This window comes from Pseudomonas sp. TE21435 (assembly GCF_056279265.1).
This window is the reverse complement of sequence record NZ_JBWBQZ010000001.1, coordinates 3972896-3996911: the sequence shown is the minus strand read 5'-3', so window position 1 is coordinate 3996911 and position 24016 is coordinate 3972896. Positions and strand designations below refer to the sequence as shown.

The window sequence follows — 24016 nt, the reverse complement described above, 5'->3', positions numbered from 1 at the left end:
GGCGTCCCGATGTGCCACGCGATGGGACGCTACGCCATGTCGCTGAAGGCGAATTCCTCCGCCAGATGATCGATCAACGACCGCACCGACGGCAGCAGTCCGCGCCGCGACGGGAAGATCGCATGTACGATGCCGCATCGCGGATGCCAGTCCGGCAGCATCTCCACCAGGCGTCCCGCCGCCAGGTCCTCGCGCACCGCCACCCTGGGCAGGTGCGCGATCCCCACGCCCGCCACCACGAAGTGTCGCAAGGCAAACAGATCATCGGTGACCATCCGCGGCGTGTGCGGGATCACCAGGCTGCGGCTCATGTCCTCGCCCTGGAACAGCTCCCACTGGTACTCACGCTGGGCGCTGCCCCAATGGACGCTGGGCAGCTCACTGAGCTGCTGCGGGTCGAAGCCTTCGGCAAGCTGTTCGAGAAACGACGGATGCCCGACCAGGCACTGGGTGCTGTTGCTCAGCACCTTCATCACCATGTCGGTGTTCTCCAGCGGCGGGAAGCGCACCCGCAGCGCCACGTCGAAGCCCTCGTGCAGCAGGTCGACGCGGCGGTTGGTGCTCTCGATGAACAGCTCTACCTGCGGGTATTTGAGCATGTAGCGGGTGAGCATCGGCCCGACCCAGGAGTTGAGCAGGGTGGTCGGACAGCTGATGCGCACCAGCCCACGCGGCTCGCTGCGGTTGCGCTCGATGATCTCGGCGGCGCCCTCGGCCTCGACGCGCATGGCCAGGCAACGGTTGTAGTAGGCCTGGCCGATCTCGGTCAGCGAGCAATGCCGGCTGGTGCGGTGCAGCAGGCGCACGCCGAGGCGCTCCTCGAGGTCGGCAATGCGCCGGCTGAGCTTGGATTTGGGCATGTCCAGCGCCCGCCCGGCCGGGGCAAAGCCACCGTGCTCGACCACCTGGGTGAAGTAGTAGAGGGAGTTGAGGTCTTCCAAGGGGCGATCTCCACAGCGCGTCGGGGTAGTGGGGCGCAGTCTACCGGGCGGTGATGGCCTTCATCCAACGCCCTTGAAGGCAATGTCGCTCAGGGCGACTCGATACCCTCCAGCATCGCCTCGGTCAGGCCCTCGGCCATCTCGATCCCATGCAGGCTGGCCCACAGCAGGCTCCTGCCGGTTTCATCCATATGGTCCAGCGCCTTGTAGCCAACGTTGTAGGCGCTGCGCAGGTACTCGGCGACATGCACCAAGGCGTCGTGGGCGTTGATATTGGGGTTGACCGCAAACAGCGGTGGGTGGCCGGCGTCGCATTTGCCGAAGGCGTGGTGACGGGTGTCGGGAAGGGGTGGGTCGGGGACTATTTTTTTCATTGCAGTGATCCTCTAAGGGTTGAACCGCAACCGTCCGTTTCCACGCAGAGGGTGGCAGTCGTACGCGGGGTGGAAACCGGTTAGAGGTCAACCCGGCAGGCCAGGCGGCCTCCCGCGCACAACTGCCATTGAAGGCAATAACCCTAACCGGATTTCCACGTCCGATCGCTGAACAGACCGCGACCGGGAGATCCTAGAGGGCATGATTTCCCCGGACAATCAGACGGGAATCGACAGACTTCGTAGGGTATTTCCCGGTTTGTAGGCTGCCTAGCGAGAAGATTCTTCAAAGCTTGTGGGAAATTGCTGGCGCCCCCCGTCTTGGCGCTATTGGCCGGCCACTTCTGGCTACATTCCATTTGTCCGCTTCCGTTGACTTGCCTGGCGGCTGTTGTTAGCGTTTCAGATGAGCGCGAAACCAGTTGCCATTCAGCGGCAATAGCTGGCGTAGGAACCCCGTCGATGGCTGAATCATCAGCGTAGGGTGAGACCTCCACACCCCGGCTTGAGGGTGTGTATATGAATATCAAGCATCGCTTCAGGGCCACTGTTCGCAGTGGCCCTTTTCTTTGCCTGGCAGAAACTCATAGCGCTGATACAGCAGCTCGCCGTGACGGTGCTTGTTCAGTGCTTTCGCATCGCATTGCATGAAATTCCACAACAGCTTGCCCTGCTCCAGCGTAACGATCACCAACATCTGCCGCTTGGATTCATAGGCGCCGATGAACGCCAACCTATGGGTGTCGTTGCTGTATGCGACCCGCCATACCTCGAATGGTCCGGTTAGCGTATCCAGCGCCACTCTGGCAAAGCGTTCTCTGGCATCCTGGCGCTTCTCGACGATGTGGGCGATGAAGTTGTGGCGGATCTGGACCACCCCAAGAGGGGTGTCGATGCCCCGCGAATCCATGGACGATGTATTCAGGCCCAGGTGATACGCGACCAAATCCACTGCGACGTGATGATTGTCAGCTGCAATGAGTTCTTCGACGGTAGGCGCACGCCATGCCCGATCAAGGGTCCTGAGATCGGGCAATTGCAGGTCCAGCCAAGTGCTCTGACCTTTCTTCTCGATAATCTTCGGGGACGCAGAGTAGGGGCTCAAGGAAATCCCTGGCAGCGATCAGGTTCGCTGTAATGGCGGCGACCTGATCAGCCTAGGGAGCAGGGTGTGCTCGAACAATCAGAGGGCCATCGACAGGTTTCGTAGGGTATTTCCTGCGTCTGGCCCTCAATCCTCATCCGATGCAAACAACCGCTCCAGCTCCACCCGCGCCTCCTTGGCCGTCTGCATCACTTTGGCCCGGTCGTCGCGGACCTGCCCCTGGGCCTCCAGCACCTGCTCGTCATGCTCGGTGAACCGGGCGATGCGGTCTGTCGCCTGTGCTTCGGTGAGCCCCAGCCCGACCAGCGCGCGGCGGCTCATCTCCAGGCTGGAATAGAACGTCTCGCGGATCGGGTCGGCACCCACGTCCATCAGCTTGTGCACATGCTGACGGTTACGTGCCCGGGCGATCACCTTCAGGTGCGGGTACAGGCGCTTGGCCCGCTCCGCAGTGTGAATGGCCACTTCGGGATCGTCGATGGTGATGATGAAATACTCGGCCTCACCGACCTTGGCCGCGTGCAGCACTTCGGGGCGCAGTGGGTCGCCATAGAACACCGGCACCTGTTCGAACATGCGGGTCATCTCGATGGCGTCCACCGAGGTCTCCAGGGCTATGAACGGGATCTTCTGCGCCCGCAGGATGCGCGCGACGATCTGGCCCATGCGGCCCATGCCGGCGATCACCACCCGTGGCGTGCCGGCGTCGATCTGCTTGTAGTGCTCGGGCACTTCCCGGGAGGGTTGCGGACGCTTGAGGGCGCGGGCGCAGCCGAGCATCAGCAGTGGCGTAAGGGCCATCGACAGGGTGATGGTCATCAGCAGCAGGTCGTAGGTCTGGGTGTCGAACAGGCCCTGGTCCTTGCCCAGCTTGAACACCACGAAGGCGAACTCGCCGCCGGCGGCCAGCACCATCCCCAGGCGCAGGGCGCTGGCGCTGTTCAGGCCGCCGGCCAGGCGGCCGACGCCGATCAGCAACGCAAGCTTCACGCCGATCAACAACAGTGTCAGGCCCAGCAGCACCAGCGGCGTTTCCAGCAGCAGGCGCAGGTTGGCGCCCATGCCGACGCTGATGAAGAACAGGCCCAGCAGCAGGCCCTTGAAGGGTTCGATCTGCGATTCCAGCTCATGGCGGTATTCGGAGTCGGCCAGCAGCAGGCCGGCGAGGAAGGCGCCCAGGGCCATGGACACGCCGGCCTCTTCCATCAACCAGGCGGTGCCGATCACCACCAGCAGCGCGGTGGCGGTGGACACTTCCGGCAAACCGGTGCGGGCGACGATACGGAACAACGGGCGCAGCAGGTAGCGGCCGCCGACGATGACGATGGCGATGCTGGCGAACACCTTCAGGCCATGTTCGAGGCTGTCGCCGTGGCTGGTGTCGGGGCCACTGGCGGCCAGCAGCGGCACCAGGGCGATCAACGGGATGGCGGCGATGTCCTGGAACAGCAGGATGGCGAAGGCCAGCCGACCGTGGGGTGCATTGAGCTGCTTGCTTTCGGCCAGGCTCTGCAGGCCCAGGGCGGTGGATGACAGGGCCAGACCAAGGCCGAGCACGATGGCCGCCGGCAGCGTCTGGCTGAAGCCGAACAGGGCGATTGCGCCGAGTACCGCGCCGGTCAGGACTACCTGCGCGGCACCCACGCCGAACACCGACTTGCGCATCAGCCACAGGCGTCGTGGTGAAAGCTCCAGGCCGATGATGAACAGCAGCAGGACAACACCCAGCTCGGAGATGTGCGCGACGCTCTCAGTATCGCGGATCAGCCCCAGGGCCTGCGGGCCGATGGCCACGCCGGCCAGCAGGTAGCCGAGCACGGCGCCCAGCTGCAGGCGCTTGGCCAGCGGCACGGCGACCACGGCGGCGAGGAGGAAGATGACGGCGGTTTGTAAAAGGCTGCCTTCGTGTGGCATTGCTCGGACTCCTTGAACTGCGTGCGGCAGCGCTTGATGCAACAGCTTATGCCATCGATGAAAGAGGCGGGCATTTTCGGGGGGCAAGGGATACAGGACAATCCCGGTGTTGCAGGAAGCAGCGTTCTGAAAGCAGGACCTTTGCTGAATCAAGCGCGGGGCAAACCCGCTCCCACGAAGGTTTGTTACCTTGCGTGGGAGCGGGCTTGCCCCGCGATCGACCGCTTACTGCAGATGGGCTTTCAGCGCCTGCGCCGCCTGGTCCATGGCGCTGCGCACACTGGGCACGTCGCTCAGCACGTTGAGCAGGCCGTAGTCATGGATCATGCCGTTGTAGCGCACGGCGGTCACCGGTACCCCGGCGGCGTCCAGCTTGCGGGCGTAAGCCTCGCCTTCGTCACGCAACACGTCCATTTCGGCGGTCTGCACCAGGGCCGGTGGCAGGCCTTTCAGCTGCTCGAGGCTGGCGCGCAGCGGCGAGGCGTGGATGTCGTCGCGCTGGCGCGGATCGTTGGTGTAGCTGTTCCAGAACCACTGCATCATGTTGCGGGTCAGGAAATGGCCTTCGGCGAACTGGTTGTAGGACGCGTTGTTGAAGTTGGCGTCGGTCACCGGCCACAGCAGGGCCTGGAAGCGCAGCTTCGGCGTGCCGGCCTCCTTGGCCTTCAGTGCCACCACCGCGGCCATGTTGCCGCCGACGCTGTTGCCGGCTACTGCCAGGCGGCTACCGTCAACACCGATCTCCTTGCCGTGCTCGGCGACCCAGCGGGTGGCGGCGTAGGCCTGGTTGATCGCGGTGGGGAACTTCGCTTCCGGTGACGGCGTGTAGTCGACGTAGACCGCCGCAGCGCCGGAGCCCACCACCAGGTCACGGATCAGGCGTTCGTGGGTGGGGTAGTCGCCCAGCACCCAGCCGCCGCCGTGGAAGAACATGAACACTGGCAGCTCGCCCTTGGACCCTTCGGGCCGCACCACGCGGATTTCCAGCGGCTGGCCGTCGGCCTGGATGGTCCGGCGTTCGACGCGGATCCCCGACACATCGACCTTCACCCCGGCCTGGGCACCGCTCAGCACCGCACGGGCATCCTTGGGTGCGAGGGTCTCCAGTGGCTTGCCGCCACCAGCGGCCAGGGCGTCGAGGAAGCCTTGGGTGGTGTGCTCGACGCCGGGGCTGCCAGCGGCGAAGGCGCTGTTCACGGCAAGGGCCAGCAGGCCGGCGGTCAGGGTGTGGGACAGTTTCATGTTCTAGCTCCTTTGGCGGGCGAGCCGCGGCTCAGTTCTGGTTGGCGAGGACGGTGGGTTGCACGTAGCTCACGGCGCGCAGCTGGCCGCTACTGTCGCGGTAGGTCAGGGTGGCGGTGCTGGTTTGGCCTTGGGCGCTGACGGGGGCATCGACGCTGACGACCTTGGCGATGTCCAGGTCCATGCCGTAGCGGTACGGGGTGGCTTCGCTGGCGAAGCTGCTGACGCTGGTGCCGAGGGCCAGGGTGGTGACGGTGACGGCGAAGGCTTTGCGAAGGGTCATGATCGTTCTCCGGGTTCTGCTGAGTGGGGTTGGCGACTGCTTTCTGCTTGAGATTAATGATGCGCGCAATTATTTAGCGCACAAAATATATTTCCGCTATGAGACCGATTGAGTGGATCTGTCGAAGGGGCTCAGCCACGCGGAAACCGCCGTAAAAGATCAGGCGCTGGGCCGGTACTGCAGCGCCTCCGCCAGGTGCGACCTGGCGATGGATTGCGCCCCCTCCAGGTCCGCCAGGGTGCGGGCTACCTTCAGCAGCCGGTGCGCTGCCCGCAACGACAGCGTCAGCCGTTCGCAGGCCTGCTCCAGCCAGGCCTGGTCGACCGGCTCCAGCGGGCAGTGCCGGCGCAGCCCCTTGAGGTCGAGGAAGGCATTGGCGCAGCCCTGCCGGCGCTGCTGCAGCTCCCGTGCCTCGGCCACCCGCTGGCCAACACTGGCGCTGGTTTCGCCGCTGGGCTGGTGGGTCAGCACGGTGCTTTCGCGGGCTACCGTCAGGTGCAGGTCGATGCGGTCGAGCAGGGGGCCGGACAACTTGTTGCGGTAGCGCTGGATCTGCTCGCTACTGCACCGGCAACGACCGGTGGGGTCACCCAGGTAGCCGCAGGGGCAAGGGTTCATGGCCGCCACCAGCTGAAAGCGCGCCGGGAAGCGCACCCGGTCCTTGGCCCGGGCCACCACGATCTCGCCCGACTCCAGCGGCTCGCGCAGTACCTCCAGCACGCGTCGTTCGAACTCGGGCAGCTCGTCGAGAAACAACACGCCGTGGTGCGCCAGGGTGATCTCGCCGGGTTGCGGCCGGCTGCCACCGCCCACCAGCGCTGGGCCGGAGGCCGAGTGGTGGGGGTGGCGGAACGGCCGCTGTGGCCAGCAATCGAGCGGGGCATGGCCGCTGACCGAGCGGATCGCCGCCACTTCAAGCGCCTCGCGCTCGTCCAGCGGCGGCAGCAGCCCGGGCAGGCGGCTGGCGAGCAGGGTCTTGCCGGTGCCCGGCGGACCGGAGAACAACAGGTTGTGCGCGCCGGCTGCGGCGACCAGCAGCGCCCGCTTGGCGGCGATCTGGCCTTGTACTTCGCTGAGGTCCGGGTAGGGGCGTTGCTCAAGCAACAGGCCATTCGCGGCGTAGGGTGGCAGCGAAGGTTGCGCATTCAGGTGGGCGACCAGTTCCCGCAGGTGCCCCACCGCGTACACCACCAGGCCGCTGGCCAGGCTCGCCTCTTCGGCGTTTTCCTTGGGTACTACCAGCGCCCGACCCGCGTCTCGCGCCGCCAGTGCCGCAGGCAGTACGCCCTGTACCGGACGCAACGTACCCGACAGCGCCAGTTCGCCCAGGCATTCGATGCTGTCGAGGGCGGCAACCGGTACCTGGCCATTGGCGGCCAGGATGCCCAGGGCGATGGCCAGGTCGTAGCGGCCACCGTCCTTGGGTAGATCGGCCGGGGCGAGGCTCTGGGTGATGCGCCGGGCCGGGTAGTCCAGGCCGGAGTTGACGATGGCACTGCGGACCCGGTCCTTGCTTTCCTTGACCGTGGTCTCCGGCAGACCGACCAAGGTGAGCGTGGGCAGGCCGTTGGCCAAGTGGGTTTCGACGCTGACAGCCGGTGCCTGTACCCCGACCTGGGCGCGGCTGTGGACGAGGGCGAGGGACATGGGGCACTCCGTGTTTGCAGTTGATGGCCGCGTCCTGCGGCCTGGCAAAGCTTAGTGGCGCTCCTGTGCAGGTGGACGAGAAGAGTGCGTCGAATTTTGTCCGGCCTGGCATCCAGGACTGTGGGCGCCTGCCGTCCGGGGCTGCCTGCCACAGATCACGGGAATCCCCGAACCCCGCGCCCGCGCCAGCAGTTCCTCGGTATCGTCGCCGCCCGGCAGCGCCAGCACCAGGTCGGGCCGGCTGTCGCGCAGCATGAAGACGTTGCGCAGGCGCTCGGCCAGCTTGCCGTGCAGCTGCCAGTTGGGCGGGTAGCGCACGATGTCGGCGCCCTGCTCGCGGGCCCAGCCTTCGATCTCGCCGCCCAGGTGCTGGCTGCCGCCGTGGATGAGCACCCGGATCGGTTGCTGGCGCTGGAGGGCGTCCAGCGCCTGGCGGCAGCGTTGGCTGTCGGCGTAGTTGCGCCCTGCGCAGATCAGTACGCGCATGCCCACCCCCTCAGAACCACTGGCCGAAGCGGCGGATGTACAGGGTCTTCATGCCCTGGGCCACCAGGCAGTAGCCGAGCAGGGTAGCGGCCAGCCATGGGAAGTATTCCCACGGCAGCGGCACCAGCCCGACCATCGCCCCCAGTGGCGAGAACGGGATGTAGATGCCCAGGCACATCACCAGGCCGGTGGCCAGGATCACAGGCAGCGCCGCGGTGCTCTGGAAGAACGGCACCTTGCGGGTGCGCAGCATGTGCACCACCAGCGTTTGCGACAGCAACCCCTCGATGAACCAGCCGGACTGGAACAACGCCTGCATTTCCACGCTGTTTGCGGCGAACACGTACCACATCAGCGCAAACGTGGTGATGTCGAAGATCGACGAAGTGGGGCCGATCCACAGCATGAAACGGCCGATGTTGCGGGCATCCCACTTGCGTGGTTCGCGCAGGAACTCCTTGTCCATGCGATCCCACGGCAGCGACAGCTGGGAGAAGTCGTACATCAGGTTTTGCAGCAGCAGGTGGATCGCCAGCATCGGCATGAACGGGATGAACGCGCTGGCCACCAGTACCGAGAACACGTTGCCGAAGTTGGAGCTGGCGGTCATGCACAGGTACTTCATGATGTTGCCGAAGGTTTCGCGGCCCTTGAGCACGCCTTCCTCCAGCACCATCAGGCTCTTTTCCAGGAGGATGATGTCGGCCGATTCCTTGGCGATGTCGGTGCCGCTGTCCACCGAGATGCCCACGTCGGCATCGCGCAACGCCGGGGCGTCGTTGATGCCGTCACCGAGGAAGCCCACGGTGTGGCCATTGGCTTGCAGCGCCTTGAGCACCCGCGACTTCTGCAGCGGAGTGAGCTTGGCGAACACCGTGCGTTCTTCGACCAGGGCCTTGAGCTGGGTGTCGTCCAGGCGTTCGATGTCCTGGCCGAGCAGCGGCTGGCCGGGCTCCAGACCCACTTCGCGGCAGACCTTGCAGGTGACCACCGGGTTGTCGCCGGTCAGCACCTTCACCTTCACGCCCATCTCGCGCAGGGCGGCGATGGCCGGGCCGGCGGTTTCCTTGGGCGGGTCGAGGAAGGTCAGGAAGCCACGGATCACCAGCTCGCGCTCGTCATCGGTGTGGTACTGGGGTTTGCCGTCAACGGCCGGAATATCACGGGTGCCAACCAGCAGCACGCGGAAACCTTCCTGGTTGTAGGCGCTGGCGGTGGCCAGCAATTGCTGGCGTCGCCCGGCATCCAGAGCGATCCGCTGGCCGCCTTCTTCCACATGGGTGGCGATGGCCAGCATTTCCTCGACGGCGCCCTTGCTCACCAGCAGGTGGTCGCCCAGGGCATCCTTGACGATCACCGACAGGCGACGGCGGATGAAGTCGAAGGGCAACTCGTCGACCTTGGCGTAGGCATAGGGTGGCTGGAAGCGCTGGTCTTCGCCAGCAAAGCGCAGCACGGCCTGGTCCATCAGGTTCTTCACGCCGCTCTGGTGATGGCTGTTTAGCCAAGCCAGCTCCAGCAGGTGCGGGGCCACCTGGCCACTGGGGTCGACGTGGTGTTCGAGGATGATGCGGTCCTGGGTCAGGGTACCGGTCTTGTCGGTGCACAGCACATCCATCGAGCCGAAGTTCTGGATGGCGTTCAGCCGCTTGACCACCACCTTGCGCCGGGCCATGGCGACGGCGCCCTTGGCCAGGTTGGCGCTGACGATCATCGGCAGCATCTCCGGGGTCAGGCCCACGGCCACGGCCAGCGCGAACAGGAAGGCGTCGCTCCAGTCGCCCTTGACCACGCCGTTGAGCATGAACACCACCGGCACCATCACCAGCATGAAACGGATCAACAGCCGGCTGACGCTGTTCACGCCACGGTCGAAGGCGGTCTGGCTACGCGAGCCGACGATGGCCTTGGCCAGCGAGCCGAAATATGTGCGCTTGCCGGTGGCCACCACCACGGCGCGGGCGCGGCCGCTGACCACGTTGGTCCCCATGAAGCCGATGTTGGGCAGATCCAGCAGGCCGCTTTCATCGTTGGCGCTGTCGGCGGCGGACTTCTGCGCGACGTGGCCGAGGGTGTCGTACTTCTCCACCGGCAGCGCTTCGCCGGTCAGCACCGCCTGGCTGATGAACAGGTCGCGAGACTCGATCAGGCGGATATCGGCGGGGATCATGTCGCCGGCGGCCAGTTGCACGATATCGCCGGCCACCAGTTCGTTCATGGGCACTTCGCGCAGGCGCGCCGGCTGGTCGTGGCGCTCGCGGCGCAGCACGGTGGCGGTGGTGCGGACCATGGCCTTGAGGGCGTCGGCGGACTTGCCCGAACGGTACTCCTGCCAGAAGCGCAGCAGGCTGCTGAGGCTGACCATGGTCATGATGATGATGACCTTGGTCAGGTCCGCTTCTTCCATGTCGCCTGCGCGTACCGGCAGCCAGTAGTCGGTAACGAAGCTGATGCCGGCGAGGGTGAGCAGCACGTAGATAAAGGGGTTGTGCAAGGCCTTGAGCAATTGCACCAGGGCCGGTTGCGGCTTGTCATGGGCGACTTGGTTGGCGCCGTCGCGCTGCAGGCGCTTGGCGGCTTCGTGCTCGGTCAGGCCCAGTTCGCTGGCGTCGAGGTTGGCCAGGGTCACGGCCAGGCCGTTGCGTGCCTCGCGGGCGGCACGCATGGACAGGCGGGTGTCTTCGCCGGCTTTGCTGCGGGTGTTGTGGTCTTTTACGGTCATTTGGCTGTGCTCCTGCCGCAGGAGGCGGCACGACACACAGTCGACTCACGGTGGGGAAGGTGAGTGAACGTGTTTCGTGTCGCAATGATTCAAACAATGAAAAGCGTGGTTTTTCCGACATTTAAGTGTTCGCTGGCGAATGCCGGAAATAAGATCGGCAGCGAACTTTCTACTGGCTGATTCCATGGTCGGTTAATCCCATCTGTTAAATGGTGGGCAATAGAGTTCCAAAAAACTTTAATTACTTAAAGTTCGGAAGTTTCTGACGATTTAAATGGCGTCAGTTCAGCGAACAGACAGCATCGCGCGCGTCACTGCAGGCAGCAACGGGCACGCTATCGACTGGGCGGTTTCAGGGGCGAGGACAAGCCCCCGTCGCGGACAGGACGGTACTGGGCCTTGTGCGCAAAGGCGCGCAGGCGAGGGGTAGCGATATCAAGGTTCATGAGCTTGCCTCCGACCGGGCGGGCACCCGGGGCGGCAAGCTACGGCGGAGCATCAGGCTCTGGCGCGGCTTGCCCGACCTAGGGGCGGGCCCGGAGTTCCGGTTCAAGTGCCTGGCGGCCAGGAGCTGCCAGACAGCGACTAGATACTGTGTCCATTGAATTCTTCGTGAGTTGAAATAAAGGCCCGTTTTTCGGGGCGGGTGAACTTTATGCAAAGCATAGCGAGGAAGTCAACCAGGAAGACGTAACTTAAACAAGTTTCATCTGCTGGGAGGGAAATTAATGCAGTGTGCGGCGCGATTACCATCGCGTGGTAATCCCGCTTCTACCTGGGCAAGGTAGAAAGCGGGCATTCATTCAAGGCTTGGCACCCAGGATGATGTGCGAGGCCTTGATCAGCGCGGTGGCCTTCACACCCGGCTTCAGGCCGAGTTCCTGCACCGCTTCGCGGGTGACGATGGCATACACTTCGGTGCCGCCGGAAAGCTTCAGCACCACCTCGGCATTCACCGCGCCGTCACCGACTCGCAACACTTCGCCTTCGAGGCTGTTGCGCGCCGACAGCCTGTAGCCGGCGGCATCGGTCATCAGCACCACCCACGGCGCCTTGACCAGGGCCACGGCCTGTTTACCGACGTTGATACTGAGGTTGTGCAGGCTGGCCATGGTGACCACCGCGACCAGTTTCTCGCCGCCACCGAGAGTCAGCGCGACCTCGGCATTCACCGCGCCAGGCTGGACGGCGCTGACGGTACCTTCAAAGACATTACGGGCACTGACTTTCATGGCAAGCACTCCCTGTATCGATCGTTATTCTTTGGCGGACGGCGCCATCCTGGCTTCCAGCTCGGCGAATTGCTGCTCGAGGGCTTCGAGGCGGGCGCGTGTACGGGCCAGCACCACCATCTGGCTGTCGAATTCCTCGCGGCTGACCAGGTCGAGTTTGCTGAAGGCCCCCTGCATCAGCACCTTGAACTGGCTCTCCAGTTCGGCACGGGGCGCGGCGGCGTCGCCGCTGAACAGGCGCGAGGCCTGGTCGCTCAGGGCATCGAGGAAGGCTTTGGGCGCGAGCATGTCTGGTATCCGCTGATCACTGAAAGTGCCGCAGTGTAGCACGCCGCTTTTGCCCGCTTGCCCTGCACGCTTTTCGCGCAGGGCGGCCAAAGGTCGCGCACCGATTTTGTGCGCTTTTTCGCTGCTGGCAACTGGCCAATCCCTACCGATTCACGCAACTCCCTGTTTTCCCGATCGTTGTTCGAACTGGCAAGGTTTCTGCAAAGACCCGAGTGAGCCATGCACTGATGCAGTCCCTTGTGACCAGGCAGTGCGCAGGCGGAGCCGCAAGGTCCTTCGTCACAGGCGGATCGTGTGTCGGCGGGGAGAATGGAGCCGACGATGCGTTACAAAGCCAGGCGCTGCGCTTAGACTTGAGACGGGTTTGTTTTCCTGGGGCAAGTCCATCAAATCGGGAGAGAGTTTCATGAAGCTAGTCACTGCCATCATCAAGCCGTTCAAGCTGGACGACGTGCGCGAGTCGCTGTCGGAAATCGGCGTGCAGGGCATCACCGTGACCGAGGTCAAAGGTTTCGGCCGGCAGAAGGGTCACACCGAGCTGTATCGCGGCGCTGAATACGTGGTCGATTTCCTGCCCAAGGTGAAGATCGATGTCGCCATCGACGACAAGGACCTCGATCGGGTGATCGAAGCCATCACCAAGGCAGCCAACACCGGCAAGATCGGCGACGGCAAGATCTTCGTGGTCAATCTGGAGCAGGCGATCCGCATCCGTACCGGCGAAACCGATACCGACGCGATCTAAGCGCCAAGCAAAGCCTCACCAAACCCAACGCCCCAGGAGAAAACAACATGACTCTGCGCAAGATCGCAGGGCTAGGAGCCCTATTGTCCCTCGTAATGCCAGGGCTGGCCCTGGCCGAGGAAACTGCCGCCCCTGTGCTGAACTCCGGCGACACCGCCTGGATGCTCACTTCGACGGCACTGGTCCTGTTCATGACCATCCCGGGCCTGGCCCTGTTCTACGGCGGCATGGTGCGCTCGAAGAACGTGCTGTCGGTGATGATGCAGTGCTTTGCCATCACCGGCCTGATCAGCATCCTCTGGGTCATCTACGGCTACAGCCTGGCTTTCGATACCGCCGGTATGGAAAAGGGCGTGCTCAATTTCAACTCCTTCATCGGTGGCTTCTCCAAGGCCTTCCTCAGCGGCGTCACGCCGTCGGGCCTGACCTCAGCTACCGCGTTGTTCCCCGAGGCGGTATTCATCACCTTCCAGATGACTTTCGCCATCATCACCCCGGCGCTGATCGTCGGTGCCTTCGCAGAACGCATGAAGTTCTCGCGCCATGCTGATTTTCATGGGTGTGTGGTTCACCCTGGTCTACGCGCCGATCGCGCACATGGTCTGGAGCGGTGACGGCGCGCTGATGTGGGACTGGGGCGTGCTGGACTTCGCGGGCGGCACCGTGGTGCACATCAATGCCGGTATCGCCGGCCTGGTCTGCTGCCTGGTGCTGGGCAAGCGCAAGGGCTACCCGACTACGCCGATGGCTCCGCACAACTTGGGCTACACGTTGATGGGTGCGGCCATGCTGTGGATCGGCTGGTTCGGCTTCAACGCAGGTTCCGCTGCGGCGGCCAACGGTACCGCCGGCATGGCCATGCTGGTGACCCAGATCGCTACCGCCGCCGCCGCCTTGGGCTGGATGTTCGCCGAGTGGGTCTTCCACGGTAAACCGAGCGCACTGGGCATTGCTTCGGGCGTGGTCGCCGGTCTGGTCGCCATCACCCCTGCCGCGGGTACCGTCGGCCCGATGGGCGCCCTGGTGATCGGCCTGGTGTCCGGCGTGGTCTGCTACTTCTGCGCCACCAGCCTCAAGCGCAAGCTGGGTTATGACGACTCCCTCGACGCCTTCGGCGTGCACGGTATCGGCGGCATCATCGGCGCCCTGCTCACCGGTGTGTTCGCGGCACCTGCCCTGGGCGGCTTCGGCGCGGTCACCGATATCGCCGCGCAGTTCTGGATCCAGGCCAAGGGCGTGATCTTCACCGTGGTCTACACCGCCATCGTCACCTACGTGATTCTCAAGGTCCTGGACCTGGTGATGGGCCTGCGGGTCAGCGAAGAAGAAGAGTCGGTCGGCCTCGACCTGGCTCAGCACAACGAGCGCGGCTACAACCTGTAACCGCCACCCTGGAAAACTTGCCCGGCTCGCCGGGCATTTTTTTTGCCTATAGTTTGCCGATTCGCGCCGGGCAAACGGTTTCTCTGTCGTGATCGCGACGCAGGTAGAAAACTTACAAGTCATTGGGCGTTTCTGGAGCTTTGCTTTTTCTGCGAGCGCGCTAGAATGCGCGCCGAAGGGAGCTGGACGAGTAGTCCACACACTTCGCCACCCTTTGCTAGGCTTGCCAATAGCCTGTGGCCAGCAAGGGTTCAAAGGATTTTGTCAGGCCTTGCCAGGAGCAGGGCCTGCAGGGTGCCGGGCCTCCCATGAGGGGGCGGACACCCAGGGCAGTGGCCAACCCACGGCCAGTTGAATTTTCACTGGTGGCTGCCGGTCTACGGCTGCACCGGTCTATAACTAACCTGCTTTTTGCAAGTCATGAGGTAGAACATGAGCGACGACGATCTGGAAAATGATGACCTCGAAGTAGGCGACGAAGACGAGGCTGATGACGGCCTGGAAGCTGCGGCCGACGATGGCGCGGAAGATGCCGGCGATGACGACAGCAGCCCGGCGCCTGCTGCCAAGGGCAAGTCCAAGGCGGCTGTCTCGGTAGACGAGATGCCGAGCATGGAAGCCAAGCAGAAAGAGCGCGACGCGCTGGCCAAGGCGATGGAAGAGTTCCTTTCGCGCGGTGGCAAGGTGCAGGAAGTGGAGGCCAACGTGGTCGCCGATCCGCCCAAGAAGCCGGACAACAAGTACGGCAGCCGCCCTATCTGAGTGGCTGAGCGCAAAGAAGCCCGCCGTCGCTGCGGGCTTTTTTGTGGGCGACTGTCAGTCAGCGCCAGCGTGCTAGCACGTCTGGCAACTGCGACAAACGCTGGATCTCCGCATCCGGCGCCTGTTCGCCGCTCCAGGGCTTGTGCTGGGGGTTGAACCACACCGCCCGCAGCCCGGCGCGCTGGGCGCCGGCTATGTCGTCGCCCGGGTGGTCGCCGACGTGCACCGCCGCTCCTGCGTCCACCTCGCCGCGCTTCAGCGCTTCGAGGAAAGGTGCAGGGTCCGGCTTGCCAATCCCCAGGTCTTCCGCGCACAGGGCGAAGCGGAAGTAGTCCGCCAGGCCGAGCCTGCGCACGTCGGCATTGCCGTTGGTCACCACGCCGAGAACGTAGTGGTGGCGCAGGATCTCCAGCACCGGCTGCACCTCTGGGAACACCTCGACCTGGTGCCGCGCATGCAGGAACACCTCGAAACCTTCGTTGGCCAGTTCCTGGGCGTGTTTCTCGCTGTAGCCGACCTCTTCCAGGGCATGGAACAGCACCCGCCGGCGCAGGGCGCTGATGCGGTGCTTGAGGCCCGGCTCGGCCTGTACCAAGCGCTCGCGGATGGCGAACAGGTGCTCGACCGGCACGCCGCCGAGGATCGGCGCGTTGGCTTCGAGCCAGTCGCGCAGGACGACTTCGGCGCTGGCGATGACCGGCGCGGTATCCCAGAGGGTGTCGTCCAGGTCGAAGGTGATCAGCTTGATGCTCATGCGTCTGTGTCCTTGCTGCGTTTGGCCCGGGGGTGGGCGCTGTCGTACACCGCAGCCAGGTGCTGGAAGTCCAGGTGGGTATAGATCTGCGTGGTGCTGATGTCGGCGTGGCCGAGCATCTCCTGCACCGCGCGCAGGTCCTGGGACGATTCCAGCAAATGGCTGGCGAAGGAATGGCGAAGCATGTGCGGGTGCAGGTGCTGGCCGAGCTCGCGCTCGCCGGCGGCCTTGACCCGCAGCTGGATGGCTCGGGGACCGAGGCGCTTGCCCTGGCGGCTGAGGAACACGGCGCTGTCCCGCGGGCCGGCGATGCCGCGCAGTTTCAACCAGGCCTGCAGCGCCTCCCGGGCCTTGCGGCCAATCGGCAGCACGCGGCTCTTGCCGCCCTTGCCTTGCACCTGCACCAGCCCGGCAGCCAGGTCCAGGTGCTCGAGGTCGAGCCCGGTCAGCTCCGACAGGCGCAGGCCGGACGAATAGAACAGTTCGAGGATGGCCTGGTCGCGGCGGGCGATGAACGCGTCGTCGACGCCGCCGTCGAGCAACTGCAGGGCGCGGTCGGTGTCCAGCACCTTGGGCAGGCGCCGCTCACCCTTGGGTGGCGCCAGGCCGTTGGCCGGATCGTGCTGGCACAGCCCTTCGCGGTTGAGGTAGCGGTACAGCCCGCGCACCGCCGAGAGCAGGCGCGCCAGGCTGCGCGAGGACTGGCCGTGATGGTGCTGGCGGGCGACCAGCTGGCGCAGTTGCTGGACCTGCAGGGCAGCCCAGCCGGCGATGCCCTGGGCGTTGCAGAATTCGATGACCTTCTCGAGGTCACGACGGTAGGCCAGCAGGGTGTGCTCGGACACCTGGCGCTCGTTGCGCAGGTGTGCGCAATAAGCCTCCAGCTGGCGTTCCATCAGCGCACCGAGCGCAGAGTCTGGGTAAAGCGCGGCACCACGCGGCCGAGCACTTCGGCGATGTAGCTGAGGAACAGTGTGCCGACACTGCTCTTGTAGTGCTGCGGATCGCGGCTGCCGATCGCCAGTACGCCGTGCAGGCCCTGGTACTCGAGGGTGGCCACGGCGCTGGAGCCGACTTCCTTGTGTTGATCGTTGCCGAACAGGAACGCCAGCTCATGTTCGCGCAGGCTGCCGCTGATGGTCTTGCCGCCGCCGATCAGGCCGCCGATGGCCTGTTGCGCCTCGGCCCCGGAAACCCAGCGCCCCACGGGCGCCGCGTTTTCGCCGAACAGGATCAGGCTGACGAAGGGTACCTGGAACTCCTGGCGCAGGCTGTCCTCGACCGCCATCACCACCTCTTCCAGGGTGCTGGCGTCGAGCAGGTCGAGGATCAGCCGGCGGGTCTTGTCGAACAGCCGGTCGTTGTCGCGGGCCACGTCCATCAGTTGCGACAGGCGATGGCGCATCTCGATGTTGCGGTCGCGCAGCAGCTTGAGCTGGCGTTCCACCAGCGACACGCTGTCGCCGCGCTGGTGAGGAATGCGCTGTTCGACCAGCAGCTCGTCGTGCTCGGCGAAGAAGGTCGGGTGGGCGCGCAGGTAGGCGACCACCGCTTCGGCATCGAGCTCACTGGCCTGCGGGGATGCAACGTTAGGCTGATCGGTCATGGCGGATACTCGCTTAGAGACGAACTTGTCCTTCGAACACACGAACGGCGGGGCCGGTCATCAGCACCGGCTTGCCGGGGCCGGCCCACTCGATACTCAGGCGCCCGCCCGGCAGCTCGATGGTCACCGGTGAGTCCATCCAGCCTTGGCTGATCGCCGCCACGGCGGCGGCGCAGGCGCCTGTGCCGCAGGCCTGGGTCTCGCCCGCGCCACGCTCCCATACGCGCAGGTTGGCGCGGTGGCGGTCGACTACCTGGATGAAGCCGGCATTGACCCGCTGCGGGAAGCGCGGGTGATGCTCGATCTTCGGTCCCAGCTCATGGACCGGCGCGCTGCGCACATCGTCCACGCGCAACACCGAATGCGGGTTGCCCATGGACACTGCGGCGATCTGGTGCACCTGGCCGTCGACTTCGAGTGCGTAGCTGCTCGCCTGCTCATCGGCGATGAACGGGACCTCGGCCGGCGTGAAGCGCGGCGGGCCCATGTCGACGCAGATCTGCCCGTCGTTGCGCACATCGAGCACGATGATGCCGCCCTTGGTCTCGACGCGAATGCGCTTCTTCGCGGTCAGGCGCTTGTCCAGGACGAAACGGGCGAAGCAGCGCGCGCCGTTGCCGCACTGTTCGACCTCGGAGCCATCGGCGTTGAAGATACGGTAGCGGAAGTCGACATCCGGGTTGTTCGGCGCCTCGACGATCAGCAGCTGGTCGAAGCCGATGCCGGTGTTGCGGTCACCCCATTGCTTGGCGTGCTTGGGTTGGATGTGTGCGTGCTGGCTGACCAGGTCGAGGACCATGAAGTCGTTGCCCAGCCCGTGCATCTTGGTAAAACGCAGCAGCATGGGTTCACTCCGGCAGCAGGCTTTCGCCGGCGAACAGTTCGGTGATGGTCTCGCGGCGACGCACTTCGAAGGCCTGATCGCCATCGACCAGCACTTCGGCGCAGCGGCCACGGGTGTTGTAGTTGGAGCTCATGACGAAACCATAGGCGCCCGCGGAGCGCACGGCCAGCAGGTCGCCCTCGGCCAGGTCCAGCACGCGGTCCTTGCCCAGGAAGTCGCCGGTCTCGCAGATCGGGCCGACCAAGTCGTAGGCCCGACCTTCGCCTTCGCGAGGCTTGACTGCGCTGATGTCCATCCAGGCCTGGTACAAGGCCGGGCGGATCAGGTCGTTCATCGCCGCGTCGATGATGGCGAAGTCCTTGTGCTCGGTGTGCTTGAGGTATTCCACGCGGGTCAGCAGCACGCCGCCGTTGGCGACGATGTAGCGGCCCGGCTCGAACACCAGGGCCAGGTCGCGGCTGCCGATGCGCTCGCGAATGGCCTTGATGTAGTCGGCAAGCTCCGGCGGCTGTTCGTCGCGATAGCGCACGCCGACACCGCCACCCAGGTCGAGATGGCGCAGGTGGATGCCGCACTCGGCCAGGCGATCGACCAGCACCAGCAGGCGGTCGAGGGCATCGAGGAACGGTTCGACGGTGGTCAGCTGTGAGCCGATATGACAGTCGACGCCGACCACGTCGAGGTTCGGCAACTGCGCGGCGCGCACGTAGATGGCCTCGGCGTCGGCAATGGCGATGCCGAACTTGTTTTCCTTGAGGCCCGTGGAGATGTACGGGTGGGTACCGGCGTCGACATCCGGGTTCACGCGCAGCGACACCGGCGCGACCTTGCCCAGCTCGGCGGCCACCACTTGCAGGCGCTCGAGCTCGTCGGTGGACTCGATGTTGAAACAGTGCACGCCCACTTCCAGGGCGCGGCGCATGTCCTCGCGGGTCTTGCCGACACCGGAGAACACCACGCGATCGGCGCGGCCACCGGCGGCCAGCACGCGCTCCAGCTCACCGCCGGAAACGATGTCGAAGCCCGCGCCCAGGCGCGCCAGCAGGTTCAGCACGCCCAGGTTGGAATTGGCCTTGACCGCGAAGCAGACCAGGTGCTCCACCCCGTGCAGGGCATCGGTGTAGTTGCGGTACTGCGCCTCGATATGGGCACGCGAGTACACGTAGGTGGGCGTACCGAAGCGTTCGGCGATCGCCGACAGGGCCACCCCTTCCGCGAACAGCTCACCGCCGCGGTAGTTGAATGCATCCATGGGATTTCCTTACTGCGCGGGCGACTCTTCTGGCTGCTCTTGCTGCTGCTCCAGCACAGGTTGCGGCTGGACTGGCTTGGCATGCTGGTGCGACTTGCGCGGGCCTTTGCCGTCCTTGCCGTCTTCTGGCAGGTACAGGGGGCCTTTCTGACCGCAGGCCGAAACGAGGCAGGCGACCGCGACCAGCGCCGCGAGGGAGGAAATCAGGCGTTTCATGGGTGAAATCCTTGGAAATATGCAGTATTGCGGCCGAGTATACCGAGCGACCACCTGATTGCCTATGCAAGGGGCACCCCCTTGGCGGCGGTGCGGCGACCAAAGGCGATGCGGCTTTTTCTTACAGCTATTAGCTTGTAGCTTGAGGCTTTCGCCCTTATCGTGCCCGGCTTGCGTGTGTACAGCCATTTTTCGAGGTCCTTGCAATGAGTTTGAGCGAAGCGCGTTTCCACGACCTGGTCGACGCGACCCAACAGGCCCTGGAAGATCTGTTCGATGAAAGCGGCATGGACCTGGACATGGAGAACTCCGCTGGCGTCCTGACCATCAAGTTCGATAACGGCAGCCAGCTGATCTTCAGCCGCCAGGAGCCGCTGCGCCAATTGTGGCTGGCGGACAAGTCCGGTGGTTTCCACTTCGATTACGACGAAGAGAGCGGCAAGTGGGTGTGCGAGAAGAGCGAAGAGCTGCTCGGCGAGATGCTCGAGCGCATCGTCTGGGAGCGGGCCGGCGAGAAGCTGGACTTCGACGAGATCTGAAATGAGCGAACAGCCCAGGCCGCCCAGGCCGCCCAAGCCGCTCTACAGCAATGTGAGCCCGGCGGTGCCGTCACCTTGTATCAGCATATGTCGGCTGGATGAGTACAAGGTCTGTACCGGCTGCCACCGTCACGTCGAGCATATCCGTGAGTGGCGCTCGGCCGATGACGAACGGCGCCGGCAGATCTGCCGCGAGGCGCTGGCCCTGAAAACAGGGCGCCCGGCATAGCCACAACGACGGTGTGGGCTTGAGTATTTGCCCCGCTGTGGTAGTGTCAGGGTCTGCGTCGGTGACGCCAAGCATTTCACAAACCCCGCCCTTGGGCGGGGTTTTGCTTTATCTGCCTTTAGTAAATTGCCTGTTCAAAGGAGTCTGACTGGATCATGAGCACCAAGCCTTCCCTCATCCTCACCCGACTGGACGTGCAGCGTCTCGAGCGCCTGCTCGACGCCCTCGATGAAAGCACCCCGGGTGTGCTCGCCCTGCAGGACGAGCTGGACCGCGCCGAGAACGTGGTGGGTCACGAGGAAGTCCCGGCCGGCGTGGTGACCATGAACTCCCGCGTGCACTGCCGCGAGATCGCCAGTGGCAAGGATTACCACCTGACCCTGGTGTATCCGAAGGACGCTGGCCCTGAAGGCAACGTCTCGATCCTTGCGCCGATCGGCTGCGCACTGCTGGGCCTGTCGGTGGGCGACCAGATCGACTGGCCGGCGCCGGGCGGCAAGACGCTCAAGCTCGAGCTGCTGGCAGTCGAGTACCAGCCGGAAGCGGCAGGCGATTTCGATCTCTGAGTTGATCAGGGCTCCAGCCGCGCCTGCAGTTGCTCCAGCCCATCGTTGAGTGCCTGCTCCAGCTCGCGTTTGTAGCGCAGGTAGAGGCTGGTGGACCCTTGCTCGTCCTCCAGCAGCTCGGACAGGTCGAGGTCGGTGATGTAGCAGCGGTAACTGCCGCTGCCGCGGCGCTGGCGCAGGATCTGCCGGGCGACCACGGCATACAGCTGGTCGCCATGCTCCAGTTCGGAAAACTCCTGCTGGTCGCAGTAAAGGGTGACATGCACCTCTTCGCCCGTGCCGGCCTGGAGGATCGCCTGAACTTCGAAATACGCCTGGTTCTGGTTGTCCGAAGGTGCCGGTCTTGGCTCCAGGCTGCGTGCCTTGCCGATGCCTGAGGGCAGCAACTGGTAATAGAGGATGCGCAGCGATGCCAGCGGCAGGCTGTCCAGTGGCAACTGGGCGTCGCGGCGCATCAGCATCGATTGCAGGAAGCGTTGCAGCGGCAGCAGCAGGTGCGGCTCGTCCTGCAGTGGCAGCCGTTGTTGCCAGAGCGCGTTGTGCTCATCGAGCACGTACAGGTCGGCCCAGCCCTCGAACAGGCGGTAGAACACCTGGATGCAGCCGGGCTGGCCCTGGGCCAGAACCAGCGGCAGGTCGTGGTCCTGCAGGGCGTGGGTGTCCAGGTGCAACGGGCTGTATCTGCTGCGCTCCTCGCCGAGGGCCGCCAGCACCGCGTCGTGGTCGGCGAGGCTGGCCAGGGTCACCTGTCCGGGCTGCAGGTCGAGGATGTGGGTGTGCTGGGCCACCTGCAGCAGGTAACGGTGATTCAGGCCCTGGTCGAGCAGCAATTGCACGGTGTCGAAGATCTCCTCGACGCGCTGGCTGATGGCCTGGGCGCGGTTGTGGCAATAGCAGCGTACCCGCACCCGCGGGCGGTGGCTGCGCTGGCCCAGGCTGTTGAGGAAGTCGCGCAGGCAGCGCGCCAGCGCATGCTCGCCGTCGTAGCGTTGCACCAGCACCTCGTTCCAGCTGTTGAGGGTGATCTGGTCGAGGGTCAGCACCAGGTTCTCGCGCACCCCGGCGTAGCTCAGCGAGTCGGTGCGCTCAGTGGTCATCAGAATGTTCAGGTCGCGCTGATGGCGCAGCGGGTCGACGCCGACATTCACCAACAGCAGGATCTCGTCGGCCACGCTCGGCTGCAGCAGGCGCACCTCGCTGACTGTCTCCAGGGGCAGAGGGATGCTCTGCTGCAGGCTGCCTATCAGGTTGAACAGCTCGAACTCGCTCAGGTCGCTGACACCTGGGTGCAGGGCCAGGCGCGTGCTGCTGTCGATCACGCCGTTGCGATGGGCCCAGGTGAGCAGCTCTAACAGTTCGCGGCAGCGCTTGATCGGGCTGAAGTGCTCCCACTCGTGCACACCCAGGTTGCCGTTGTACAGCCCCCAGTGGTGTGTGCCCGGTTCCTTGCGGTTGGGTGATTGCACCAGGGTCAGGGTGTCCTCGGCCAGGTCCGGGGCGATGCCCGGGTTGATCACCTCGATCTTGCCGGCCCGGCGCTCGAAGGCGGCGTAGAGGCGGCGGCCAAGCACATTGAGGTCACGCTGGTCGGCGCGGCTGTTGGCGTTCTGCTGGCGGGCAAACTGGGTCAGGAAGCGGTAACTGTGGTTCAGCTCTGCCACCAGTTCGCGGCGCTCGACCGCCACCTGGCGCACTTTCCACTGGCTGCGACTGTCGAGCAGTGCCAGTTGGCGCTCGTCCCAGCCCCATTCTTCGGTCAGGCGCCCCAGCAGCTGGCGTTGCCAGCCCCCGCTACGTGTACGGCCCTGGTCGCCGAGCTTCTTGTTCACCTTCAGGTACAGGCTGCGCCGCACCAGCTCCAGGCGTGCCGGCTCGCCGCGCAGGAGCAGGTAGCGTTCGATGCGGCGGTAGACCATCACGTAGGGGTCGAGCTCATCCAGATCCAGCTGGTTGGCGAACACGGCCCGCTTGTAGTCCAGGCTCAGGCAGCGCACCTGCGGGTGCTCGCTGGCGTAGGCCTCGGTGAGCAGCAGCTTGAGCAGCGACTTGTAGGGTGAGTCGATACCCTTGAACAGCTGCCACAGCCCGGCGCCGACGAACTCGCCCGACGGAATGTGCGCCAGGTGACCCAGGTCGAGATCGTCCTGGGCGCGGATGAAGCGCTTGGACAGCAGGGTCTGGGTGTAGTCGCGGTAGTTGTGTTCCTGGTAGACCGGCACCAGCCACCACAGCGGCGTGCGCCCGGCCAGCCAGATGGCGGTGCGGTAGAACTCGTCGAGCAGCAGGTAATGCTGGGTGGTGCCGCAGTCGTCGGAGCTGAGCTGGCCATCGCGCTCGCCCTGGACGAAGCCCCGGGGTTCGATCAGGAAAAAATGAGCTTCGGCGCCTTGGCTGGCCGCCCAGGTTTCGAGCAGCTGGCACTTGCGTCGCAAGTCGGCCACGGCCTGCTCGTCCAGGTCCGGTGCATGGCACACCCACAGGTCCATATCGCTCTGCTCGGCCTGGGCCAGCGTGCCGAGGCTGCCCATCAGGAACAGGCCGTGGATCGGCTGCGCTGGCTTGCCGTGGCGCGGCTTGTAGGTGAACGAGCGGGTCAGGCGCTGGACTTCGGCGAGCAGTTCGTCGTCGGGCTCGAAACCGGAGACGCCGGCGGGGGTGGTGCCGGAAACATAGCCTGGTAGCAGCGGATGATTGACGTGGAAGAACAGCGGCAGCAGCGTGAGGACCTGCTGCTGGCGTGTGGATAACCCTTCCATCGCCCGTGCCAGGCGGCCCTGGTTGATTTTCAGGAAGCGCGCACGCAGCTTGGCCAGCTCCTTGCGGTCGATGCCTTGATCCAGGTCGGGGCGGATTTCGTGGGGGTGGTTCATTGCGCGCTCAGGCAGG

General features: G+C 64.7%; 23 protein-coding genes and 1 pseudogene. 6 read left to right on the top strand and 18 right to left on the bottom strand.

The window, feature by feature from the left end; genetic code table 11:
- Positions 1-29: 29 nt before the first annotated feature.
- From ACZ9C1_RS18100 to ACZ9C1_RS18050, 11 genes are all read right to left on the bottom strand, one after another.
- Positions 30-941 carry a LysR substrate-binding domain-containing protein gene (locus tag ACZ9C1_RS18100; protein ID WP_102683047.1) on the bottom strand — a complete coding sequence of 304 codons (912 nt, stop codon included), beginning with the start codon at positions 939-941 and terminating at the stop codon, positions 30-32.
- A gap of 89 nt (positions 942-1030) precedes the next feature.
- A complete protein-coding gene (locus tag ACZ9C1_RS18095; protein ID WP_102690648.1) occupies positions 1031-1315 on the bottom strand; it encodes a DUF6124 family protein in 285 nt (94 codons plus the stop codon).
- A gap of 538 nt (positions 1316-1853) precedes the next feature.
- Entirely contained in the window at positions 1854-2420 is a 567-nt protein-coding gene (locus tag ACZ9C1_RS18090) for a PBECR2 nuclease fold domain-containing protein (RefSeq protein WP_277502346.1), read from the bottom strand.
- A gap of 126 nt (positions 2421-2546) precedes the next feature.
- Positions 2547-4334, bottom strand: a complete 1788-nt coding sequence (locus tag ACZ9C1_RS18085) for a monovalent cation:proton antiporter-2 (CPA2) family protein (protein ID WP_277502345.1) — start codon at positions 4332-4334, stop codon at positions 2547-2549.
- Positions 4335-4559: 225 nt separating this feature from the next.
- Positions 4560-5576 carry an alpha/beta hydrolase gene (locus ACZ9C1_RS18080; RefSeq protein WP_476254242.1) on the bottom strand — a complete coding sequence of 339 codons (1017 nt, stop codon included), beginning with the start codon at positions 5574-5576 and terminating at the stop codon, positions 4560-4562.
- Positions 5577-5607: 31 nt separating this feature from the next.
- Positions 5608-5859, bottom strand: coding sequence for a DUF2790 domain-containing protein (locus ACZ9C1_RS18075; RefSeq protein WP_277502343.1), 252 nt, complete (start codon positions 5857-5859; stop codon positions 5608-5610).
- 159 nt (positions 5860-6018) lie between these two features.
- Entirely contained in the window at positions 6019-7506 is a 1488-nt protein-coding gene (locus tag ACZ9C1_RS18070) for a YifB family Mg chelatase-like AAA ATPase (protein ID WP_434728992.1), read from the bottom strand.
- A 51-nt stretch (positions 7507-7557) separates the two neighbouring features.
- Positions 7558-7992, bottom strand: a complete 435-nt coding sequence (locus ACZ9C1_RS18065; RefSeq protein ID WP_232968073.1) for a DUF2493 domain-containing protein — start codon at positions 7990-7992, stop codon at positions 7558-7560.
- Positions 7993-8002: 10 nt separating this feature from the next.
- A complete protein-coding gene (mgtA, locus tag ACZ9C1_RS18060) occupies positions 8003-10714 on the bottom strand; it encodes a magnesium-translocating P-type ATPase (RefSeq protein ID WP_214500741.1) in 2712 nt (903 codons plus the stop codon).
- 803 nt (positions 10715-11517) lie between these two features.
- On the bottom strand, positions 11518-11946 hold the full coding sequence (locus ACZ9C1_RS18055) for a TOBE domain-containing protein (RefSeq protein WP_476254241.1): 429 nt from the start codon (positions 11944-11946) through the stop codon (positions 11518-11520).
- Positions 11947-11970: 24 nt separating this feature from the next.
- Positions 11971-12234 carry an accessory factor UbiK family protein gene (locus ACZ9C1_RS18050; RefSeq protein ID WP_277502341.1) on the bottom strand — a complete coding sequence of 88 codons (264 nt, stop codon included), beginning with the start codon at positions 12232-12234 and terminating at the stop codon, positions 11971-11973.
- 406 nt (positions 12235-12640) lie between these two features.
- On the opposite strand from ACZ9C1_RS18050, the gene glnK reads away from it, so the two are divergent.
- From glnK to sutA, 3 genes and pseudogenes are all read left to right on the top strand, one after another.
- Positions 12641-12979, top strand: coding sequence for a P-II family nitrogen regulator (gene glnK, locus ACZ9C1_RS18045; protein WP_002555808.1), 339 nt, complete (start codon positions 12641-12643; stop codon positions 12977-12979).
- 47 nt (positions 12980-13026) lie between these two features.
- Positions 13027-14362: pseudogene (locus ACZ9C1_RS18040) on the top strand (ammonium transporter).
- Positions 14363-14794: 432 nt separating this feature from the next.
- Positions 14795-15124, top strand: coding sequence for a transcriptional regulator SutA (gene sutA, locus ACZ9C1_RS18035; RefSeq protein WP_023632536.1), 330 nt, complete (start codon positions 14795-14797; stop codon positions 15122-15124).
- A 58-nt stretch (positions 15125-15182) separates the two neighbouring features.
- On the opposite strand, the gene ACZ9C1_RS18030 is transcribed toward sutA, so the two are convergent.
- The 6 genes from ACZ9C1_RS18030 to lptM are packed head-to-tail and all read right to left on the bottom strand — an operon-like array spanning position 15183 to position 19796.
- Positions 15183-15878, bottom strand: a complete 696-nt coding sequence (locus ACZ9C1_RS18030; RefSeq protein WP_102683534.1) for an HAD family hydrolase — start codon at positions 15876-15878, stop codon at positions 15183-15185.
- Positions 15875-16774, bottom strand: a complete 900-nt coding sequence (gene xerC, locus ACZ9C1_RS18025; RefSeq protein WP_102683533.1) for a tyrosine recombinase XerC — start codon at positions 16772-16774, stop codon at positions 15875-15877. The genes ACZ9C1_RS18030 and xerC overlap by 4 nt, the downstream gene beginning before the upstream one ends.
- Positions 16774-17484, bottom strand: coding sequence for a DUF484 family protein (locus tag ACZ9C1_RS18020; RefSeq protein ID WP_046853676.1), 711 nt, complete (start codon positions 17482-17484; stop codon positions 16774-16776). Before ACZ9C1_RS18020 ends, xerC begins: the two co-directional genes overlap by 1 nt.
- 13 nt (positions 17485-17497) lie before the next feature.
- Positions 17498-18328: a diaminopimelate epimerase gene (gene dapF / locus ACZ9C1_RS18015; RefSeq protein ID WP_102683532.1), complete on the bottom strand. Its 831-nt coding sequence runs from the start codon at positions 18326-18328 to the stop codon at positions 17498-17500.
- 4 nt (positions 18329-18332) lie between these two features.
- Positions 18333-19580 (bottom strand): diaminopimelate decarboxylase, encoded by a 1248-nt coding sequence (gene lysA / locus ACZ9C1_RS18010; protein WP_476254240.1) that lies wholly within the window; start codon positions 19578-19580, stop codon positions 18333-18335.
- A 9-nt stretch (positions 19581-19589) separates the two neighbouring features.
- A complete protein-coding gene (lptM, locus tag ACZ9C1_RS18005; RefSeq protein WP_102683530.1) occupies positions 19590-19796 on the bottom strand; it encodes an LPS translocon maturation chaperone LptM in 207 nt (68 codons plus the stop codon).
- Positions 19797-20002: 206 nt separating this feature from the next.
- Here lptM and cyaY point away from each other — a divergent pair, with 206 nt between their 5' ends.
- The 3 genes from cyaY (at position 20003) to rnk (ending at position 21130) form a co-directional block, all read left to right on the top strand.
- Positions 20003-20335 (top strand): iron donor protein CyaY, encoded by a 333-nt coding sequence (gene cyaY, locus ACZ9C1_RS18000; protein ID WP_102683529.1) that lies wholly within the window; start codon positions 20003-20005, stop codon positions 20333-20335.
- 1 nt (position 20336) lies between these two features.
- Entirely contained in the window at positions 20337-20564 is a 228-nt protein-coding gene (locus ACZ9C1_RS17995) for a DUF1289 domain-containing protein (protein ID WP_476254239.1), read from the top strand.
- Between the two features lie 155 nt (positions 20565-20719).
- Positions 20720-21130 (top strand): nucleoside diphosphate kinase regulator, encoded by a 411-nt coding sequence (gene rnk / locus ACZ9C1_RS17990; protein ID WP_102683527.1) that lies wholly within the window; start codon positions 20720-20722, stop codon positions 21128-21130.
- A gap of 5 nt (positions 21131-21135) precedes the next feature.
- Here rnk and ACZ9C1_RS17985 read toward each other — a convergent pair whose 3' ends face one another.
- Positions 21136-24000 (bottom strand): class I adenylate cyclase, encoded by a 2865-nt coding sequence (locus tag ACZ9C1_RS17985; RefSeq protein ID WP_476254238.1) that lies wholly within the window; start codon positions 23998-24000, stop codon positions 21136-21138.
- Between the last annotated feature and the right edge of the window lie 16 nt (positions 24001-24016).